Here is a 7,423-nt window from a genome sequence, read left to right on the forward strand (position 1 = left end):
ACCCAGCTGGACGCCCTGGACATCCCCTCTGAGGCCCATATCCTCAGCGCCCACCGGACGCCGACCCAGGCGGCTGAGTTCGCCAAGTCCGCCCGGGAGCGGGGATTCGGCGTGGTCATCTGCGCCGCCGGCATGGCTGCCCATCTGGCGGGGGCCTTTGCCGCCAACACCACCCTGCCTGTCATCGGCATTCCCATGAAGGGGGGCGTCCTGGATGGACTGGATGCCCTGCTGGCCACAGTCCAGATGCCCGGCGGCATCCCGGTGGCTACGGTAGCACTGAACGGCGCGAAAAATGCTGCTGTGCTGGCCGCCCAGATCCTGGCGGTGGAGGACGAGGCCCTGACCCGGCGCCTGGAAGCGGAACGGCGGAAGATGGCGGAGCAGATCGCCGAGAAGGACGCCAAGCTCCAGGAGGAACTCCTGAAATCGTGAGAAATCGGAAATGAGGAATCGGAAAGTCTGGAGTCCGTCCTGACCGGACGGCTCAAAGTTCCGTATCCGCGCCATCCCGCGGCCGGATTTCTGATTTCTCATTTCTATTTTCTCTTTCCCTTCCGTTTTTCTAATGGTTTATCAATTGCCTATTCAAATATCTAATCTCTCAACAGAAAGAAAGGACGAACGCACCATGCAGAAGCTGGAACAGCTCTATGAGGGAAAGGCCAAGAAGGTCTTCCGCACCGACGACCCGGAACTTTACATCGTGGACTACAAGGACGACGCCACCGCCTTCAACGGCCTGAAGAAGGGCACCATTGCGGGCAAGGGCGTCATCAACAACCAGATGACCAACCATCTGATGCGGCGGATCGAAAAGGCCGGCATTCCCACCCACTTCGTTCAGGAGCTGAGTGAGCGGGAGACCCTGGTGAAGAAGGTCTCCATCGTGCCGCTGGAGGTTATCATCCGCAACCTCTCTGCCGGGTCCTTCGCCAAGCGGTACGGTGTAGAGGAGGGCATCGTATTCGACGCTCCCACCATCGAGTTCTCCTACAAGAACGACGAACTGGGAGATCCCCTGCTGAACAGCTATCACGCCCTGGCGCTGAAGCTGGCCACAGCGGAGGAGATCGAGACCATCAAGAAGTACGCCTTTGCCGTCAACGACATTCTCAAGGCCTTCTGGGCAGAGTGCGGCGTCACGCTGGTGGACTTCAAGCTGGAGTTCGGCAGACTGACCGACGGCACGATCGTTCTGGCGGACGAGATCAGCCCCGACACCTGCCGCCTCTGGGACGAAAAGACCCATGAGAAGCTGGACAAGGACCGCTTCCGCCGGGACCTGGGCGGCGTGGAGGGCGCCTATGCCGAGGTCATGCAGAGACTGCTTGCCCATGATGCCGACTGAGCTGAGCGCCGTGCTCCCGGCCCGCCACATCCAAGAGGAGTGCGGCGTGTTCGGCGTGTACGCGCCGGAGACGACGGATGTGGCCCCCCTGGCCTATTACGCCCTGTACGCCCTCCAGCACCGGGGCCAAGAGAGCGCCGGCATCGCGGTGAACGATGATGGCGTGTTCACCGCGTACCGGGATGTGGGGCTGGTGAACGAGGTGTTTCCGGCGGAGCGGCTCCGCTCCCTGGGCACGGGCACCATCGCCGTAGGCCACGTGCGCTACGGCACCACCGGGTCCGACAACAAGCGGAACGTCCAGCCCATCCTGGTGAACCACTACAAGGGCCGCATGGCCCTGGCCCACAACGGCAACCTCACCAACTCCCACGCATTGCGCCAGGAGCTGGAGAGCCAGGGCTCCATCTTCCAGACCACCACGGACTCCGAGGTCATCGCCTACATCATCGTCCAGGAGCGTTTGCGCGCCCCCTCCATCGAGGAGGCGGTCTCCGCCGCCATGGACCGGATCGAGGGGGCCTACTCCCTGGTGATCTCCTCCCCCACCAAGCTCATCGCCGTCCGGGACCCCCACGGCTTCCGGCCGCTGTGCATGGGCCGACTGCGGGACGGGGGCGTGGTGTTCGCCTCCGAGTCCTGCGCCCTGGACGCCATCGGCGCCCGGTTCGAGCGGGACATCCTGCCCGGGGAGATCGTGGTGGCGGACAAGTCCGGCGTCAAGTCCGACACCCGCCACTGCGGCAAGGCCCCCAAGCGGCTCTGCGTGTTCGAGTTCATCTACTTCGCCCGGCCGGACTCCGTCATCGACGGGTCCAGCGTCCACGTGGCACGGCAGCGGGCCGGGGCCTTCCTGGCCCTGGAGCACCCGGTCCAGGCGGACATCGTCATCGGCGTGCCGGACTCCGGCCTGGACGCCGCCCTGGGCTACGCCCGGCAGAGCGGTATCCCCTACGGCATGGGGTTCATCAAGAACAAGTACATCGGCCGCACCTTCATCTCCCCCACTCAGGCCATGCGGGAAAACGAGGTCAATATCAAGCTGAACCCCATCCGCTCCGTGGTGGAGGGCAAGCGGGTGGTGCTGATCGACGACTCCATCGTCCGGGGCACCACCTGCCGCCGGACCATCGACCTGCTGCGGAAAGCCGGGGCGAAGGAGATCCACATGCGGGTCAGCGCGCCGCCCTTTGTGGCCGCCTGCTACTACGGCACGGACATCGATGACCCCAGCAAGCTCATCGCCAACAACCACTCGGTGGAGGAGATCGCAAAGATCATCGGTGTGGATTCCCTGGGGTATCTGAGCCTGCAGGACGTGGTGAAGCTGGCGGACAATACCCAGTGCGGCTTCTGCACCGCCTGCTTCGGCGGGGGCTACCCCACCGCCGTGCCCCAGGACGGCGGCAAAGACCGATTCGAGTGCAAGATCAGTGAGAGGGAGAGGACCTGATATGGAGAGTTATTCGGAGAGCTACCGGAAGTCCGGCGTGGACATCACCGCAGGCTACGCCGGTGTGAAGCTGATGGCCCCCCACGTGGCCCGGACCAGGATCCCCGGGGTAGTGTCCGGCATTGGGGGCTTTGGCGGGTTGTTCGCCCCGGACCTGACCGGCATACGTGAGCCGGTGCTGGTGTCCGGCACCGATGGGGTGGGCACCAAAATCCGCATCGCCCAGCTGCTGGACCGGCACGACACCGTGGGCGTGGACTGCGTGGCCATGTGCGTCAACGACATCATCTGCTGCGGGGCAAAGCCCCTGTTCTTTCTGGACTACATCGCCATCGGCAAGAATGTGCCGGAGAAGGTGGCCGCCATTGTCTCCGGCGTGGCAGAGGGCTGCGTCCAGGCGGGCTGCGCCCTCATCGGCGGCGAGACCGCCGAGCACCCCGGCATCATGGCGCCGGAGGACTACGACCTGGCGGGCTTTTCCGTGGGCATCGTGGACAAGGGCGATATCATCGACCCGGACCGGGTCCGCTCCGGGGACGTGGTGCTGGCCTTGCCCTCCTCCGGCCTCCACTCCAACGGATTCTCCCTGGTGCGGAAGGTCTTTCACGTGGAGCATGCCAATCTGACGGTCTACTGTGAAGATCTGGGGGAGAGCCTGGGCGAGGCCCTGCTGACCCCCACCCGCATCTATGTGAAGCCGGTGCTGGCCGCCATCGACGCGGCAGAGGTCCACGGCATCAGCCACATCACCGGCGGGGGCTTTTATGAGAACATCCCCCGGTGCCTGCCGGATGGGATGACGGTGAAAATTGAGAAGGCTGCCGTCCGGACGCCACCCATCTTCAAAATGCTCCGGGAGACCGGCCACATCCCGGAGCGGGACATGTTCAACACCTTCAACATGGGGGTCGGCATGGCGGTGATCGTCTCCCGGGACACGGCGGACCAGGCCCTCTCCGCCCTGGCCCAGCACGGCTGCCCCGGCTATGTGATAGGTGAGGTGATCTCCGGAGAGGAACGGGTGATCCTATGCTGAACAAGGCCCGTATCGCTGTGCTGGTCTCCGGCGGCGGCACCAACCTGGAGGCGCTGCTGAACGCTCAGGAAGCAGGCGCCCTGCCCCACGGGGAGATCGTGCTGGTCCTCTCCAGCAATCCCGAAGCCTACGCTCTGGAGCGGGCAAAGCGCCGCGGCGTGCCTGCCATTCCCCTGTCCCGGAAGCAGCTGGGGCAGGAGCCGTTTGAGGCGGCGCTGATGGAGGCGCTGACGCAGTACCGGGTGGATCTGGTCGTGCTGGCCGGGTTCCTGTCCATCCTGTCCGCGGACTTCGTCCGTCGCTGGCCGGACCGGATCGTCAACGTCCATCCCTCCCTGATCCCCGCCTTCTGTGGGAAGGGGTATTACGGGCTGAAGGTCCATGAGGCAGCCCTCCGCCGTGGCGTCAGGGTCACCGGCGCTACCGTCCATCTGGTGAACGAGATCCCGGACGGGGGGCGCATCCTGCTGCAGAAAGCGGTGGACATCCTGCCCGGCGACACGCCGGAAACCTTGCAGCGCCGGGTCATGGAACAGGCGGAGTGGGTGCTGCTGCCCCAGGCCGCAGAACAGCTGGCCGCCCACATCGCCACGGAAAAGGAGGAGCATCTGTGAAACAGGATTTATGTGCCCTGCTGCGGGGCAATCCCTATCCCGGCCGTGGGATCGTGCTGGGCATGACGCCGGACGGCAAGTCGTCCGTAGCCGTCTATTTCATCATGGGCCGCAGCGCCAACAGCCGCAACCGCGTCTTCGCGGAGGAGCCGGACGGCATCCGTACCCAGGCGGCGGACCCCGCCAGGATGGAGGACCCCAGCCTCATCATCTACCACCCGGTACGGCAGATGGGCCGGGGACTCATCGTCACCAACGGGGACCAGACGGACACCATCCTGGAGTTTTTAAAGCAGGGCCTTCCCATGGAGCAGGCCCTCCGCACGCGGGAATTCGAGCCGGACGGTCCCAACTGGACCCCGCGGATTTCCGGGCTGCTGGGGCCCAACGGCAGTTACAAGCTGTCCATCCTGAAAGCCGCCGACGGGACCGGCAGACGCTGCCTGCGGCAGACCTTCGAGTATCCCGGCCAGCCGGGGACCGGCCACTTCCTCCACACCTACGCCGGAGACGGCGATCCCCTGCCCTCCTTTGCCGGAGAGCCGGAGCAGGTGGCCGTGGAAGGGGACATTGACAGCCTCGCCAGCGCCGTTTGGGACGCTCTGGACGAGGCCAACAGGATCTCCCTCTTCGTCCGCTTCACAGACCTGGAGACCCGGGACTTCCAGCAGCGCATCGTCAACAAGTATTCCGGAAAGGAGACCCAGGCATGAACGAACTGGAACTGAAATACGGCTGCAATCCCAACCAGAAGCCCGCCCGCATCTTCATGCGGGACGGGTCCGACCTGCCCCTCACGGTGCTGAACGGCAAGCCGGGCTACATCAACTTTCTGGACGCGCTGAACGCCTGGCAGCTGGTGCGGGAACTGAAAGAAGCCACCGGCCTGCCCGCCGCCGCGTCCTTCAAGCACGTGTCCCCCGCCGGGGCCGCCGTGGGCAACCCCCTCAGGGATGTGGAGCGGCAGATGTACTTTGTGGAGGAGGGCGCAGACCTCTCCCCCATCGCCTGTGCCTACATCCGGGCCCGGGGTGCGGACCGGCTGTGCTCCTACGGGGACTGGGCGGCCCTCTCCGATGTGTGCGACGCCGCCACTGCCCGGTATCTGAAATATGAGGTGTCCGACGGCATCATCGCCCCCGGCTACACCGACGAAGCCCTGGAGATATTGAAAACCAAGAAGAAGGGCAATTACAACGTCGTGCAGATCGACCCGGACTACGTCCCCGCCCCCCAGGAGTACAAGGACGCGTTCGGCGTCACCTTCCAACAGGGGCGGAACAACTTTGAGATCAATGAGGCGCTCCTCACCAACCTTGTCACGGAGAACAAGGACCTGCCGGAAGCGGCCAAGCGGGACATGATCGTGGCCCTCATCACCCTGAAATACACCCAGTCCAACTCCGTCTGCTACGTGAAGGACGGACAGGCCATCGGCGTGGGAGCGGGCCAGCAGAGCCGCATCCACTGCACCCGCCTGGCGGGCACCAAGGCGGACACCTGGTGGCTCCGCCACCATCCCAAGGTGCTGGGCCTGCAATTCGTGGAGAACATTCGCCGCCCGGACCGGGATAACGCCATCGATGTATATCTCTCCGACGAGTATGAGGACGTGCTGGCGGAGGGCATCTGGCAGAAGACCTTCGCTGTGCGCCCCGATCCCCTGACGGCGGAGGAGAAAAAAGCCTGGATCGCAGCCCTCACCGGCGTCACATGCGGCTCCGACGCCTTCTTCCCCTTCGGCGATAATGTGGAGCGGGCGAGAAAATCCGGCGTCCAGTACATCGTTGAGCCCGGCGGTTCCATCCGGGATGACCATGTCATTGAAACAGCCAACAAATACGGCATGGTGATGGCGTTTACAGGGATGCGGCTGTTCCACCACTGAGCGTCTTTGAAGAGAAGCGGGCCTGTCCGGCATCCTGCCGCCGGGTCTGCCGAGTCTGGGCCCGGATAGGGGCAATGAAGTTTCCTTTTCTGATTTGCGATGGCAAATCAACCGGGAAAGCCTGTCCGGTTTTCCCCGGTCTCTCTTCACACTGTTTTATACACGAAGCAAGGAGGACGATTCGATGGATCTTCTCGTAGTAGGCGGCGGCGGCCGGGAGCACGCCATCATCAAAAAACTGAAAGAAAATCCGGTGGTGGAGACGATTTACGCCCTGCCGGGCAACGGCGGCATCGCCGCTGACGCCGTTTGTGTGCCGCAGATCAGCGCCACAGACATCGGCGCTATTGTGGACTTCGCCGTCTCCCACGCCGTGGGGTTCGCGGTGGTGGCGCCGGACGATCCTCTGGCTCTGGGGTGTGTGGACGCCCTCCACGCCGCGGGCATCCCCTGCTTCGGGCCGGACGCCAGAGCCGCCCGGATCGAGTCCAGCAAGGTCTTTGCCAAGGATCTGATGAAAAAATATCACATTCCCACTGCCCGATATGAGGTGTTCGATACGTCCGCTGCGGCGCTCGCCTATTTGAAAACCGCCTCCTTCCCCATCGTCATCAAGGCGGACGGTCTGGCCCTGGGCAAGGGCGTGCTGATCTCCCGGTCCTATGAAGAGGCAGAGGATGCCGTCAGGACCATGATGGAGGACCGGGCCTTCGGGGACTCCGGCAGCCGGGTGGTGATCGAGGAGTTTTTGACTGGTCCGGAGGTCAGCGTTCTGGCTTTCACCGACGGCACCGCCATTGCCCCTATGGTGTCCTCCATGGACCACAAGCGGGCGGGGGACGGAGATACTGGCCCCAACACCGGCGGCATGGGCACCGTGGCTCCCAATCCCTGCTACACCGAGGACATCGCCCGGGTGTGCATGGACACCATCTTCCTGCCCACTCTGGCCGCCATGCGGGCGGAAAGCTGCCCCTTCAAGGGCTGCCTGTACTTCGGTTTGATGCTGACCCCGGACGGGCCCAAGGTCATCGAGTACAACTGCCGCTTCGGGGACCCGGAGACCCAGGTGGTGCTGCCC

General features: G+C 64.1%; 8 protein-coding genes. All 8 read left to right on the forward strand.

Annotated elements, in window-relative coordinates:
- Nucleotides 1-435, forward strand: a 435-nt coding sequence (gene purE / locus QVE23_RS09730; RefSeq protein WP_287968083.1) for a 5-(carboxyamino)imidazole ribonucleotide mutase, incomplete at its 5' end; no start/stop codon positions are given.
- Between the two features lie 196 nt (nucleotides 436-631).
- A complete protein-coding gene (gene purC, locus QVE23_RS09735) occupies nucleotides 632-1,351 on the forward strand; it encodes a phosphoribosylaminoimidazolesuccinocarboxamide synthase (protein ID WP_025544893.1) in 720 nt (239 codons plus the stop codon).
- Nucleotides 1,341-2,804 (forward strand): amidophosphoribosyltransferase, encoded by a 1,464-nt coding sequence (gene purF, locus QVE23_RS09740; RefSeq protein WP_119311884.1) that lies wholly within the window; start codon nucleotides 1,341-1,343, stop codon nucleotides 2,802-2,804. The genes purC and purF overlap by 11 nt, the downstream gene beginning before the upstream one ends.
- A gap of 1 nt (nucleotide 2,805) precedes the next feature.
- Entirely contained in the window at nucleotides 2,806-3,840 is a 1,035-nt protein-coding gene (purM, locus tag QVE23_RS09745; RefSeq protein WP_021749349.1) for a phosphoribosylformylglycinamidine cyclo-ligase, read from the forward strand.
- Nucleotides 3,834-4,454, forward strand: coding sequence for a phosphoribosylglycinamide formyltransferase (purN, locus tag QVE23_RS09750; RefSeq protein ID WP_021749350.1), 621 nt, complete (start codon nucleotides 3,834-3,836; stop codon nucleotides 4,452-4,454). Before purM ends, purN begins: the two co-directional genes overlap by 7 nt.
- Nucleotides 4,451-5,167 carry an IMP cyclohydrolase gene (locus tag QVE23_RS09755; protein ID WP_025544891.1) on the forward strand — a complete coding sequence of 239 codons (717 nt, stop codon included), beginning with the start codon at nucleotides 4,451-4,453 and terminating at the stop codon, nucleotides 5,165-5,167. The genes purN and QVE23_RS09755 overlap by 4 nt, the downstream gene beginning before the upstream one ends.
- Nucleotides 5,164-6,342: a phosphoribosylaminoimidazolecarboxamide formyltransferase gene (locus QVE23_RS09760; RefSeq protein ID WP_267288279.1), complete on the forward strand. Its 1,179-nt coding sequence runs from the start codon at nucleotides 5,164-5,166 to the stop codon at nucleotides 6,340-6,342. Before QVE23_RS09755 ends, QVE23_RS09760 begins: the two co-directional genes overlap by 4 nt.
- 184 nt (nucleotides 6,343-6,526) lie before the next feature.
- A partial coding sequence (gene purD, locus QVE23_RS09765) for a phosphoribosylamine--glycine ligase (RefSeq protein ID WP_287968087.1) occupies nucleotides 6,527-7,423 on the forward strand: 897 nt, incomplete at its 3' end.

It is taken from the genome of Oscillibacter sp. KLE 1728 (genome assembly GCF_934833455.1).
In the GTDB taxonomy this organism is placed as follows: domain Bacteria; phylum Bacillota; class Clostridia; order Oscillospirales; family Oscillospiraceae; genus Oscillibacter; species Oscillibacter welbionis.

What these genes read in the sequence shown, in the direction of transcription:
- purN (WP_021749350.1), top strand. Translation starts at nt 3,834, where the DNA reads ATGCTGAACAAGGCCCGTATCGCTGTGCTGGTCTCCGGCGGCGGCACC.
- purF (WP_119311884.1), top strand. Translation starts at nt 1,341, where the DNA reads ATGCCGACTGAGCTGAGCGCCGTGCTCCCGGCCCGCCACATCCAAGAG.
- purC (WP_025544893.1), top strand. Translation starts at nt 632, where the DNA reads ATGCAGAAGCTGGAACAGCTCTATGAGGGAAAGGCCAAGAAGGTCTTC.
- purM (WP_021749349.1), top strand. Translation starts at nt 2,806, where the DNA reads ATGGAGAGTTATTCGGAGAGCTACCGGAAGTCCGGCGTGGACATCACC.
- QVE23_RS09760 (WP_267288279.1), top strand. Translation starts at nt 5,164, where the DNA reads ATGAACGAACTGGAACTGAAATACGGCTGCAATCCCAACCAGAAGCCC.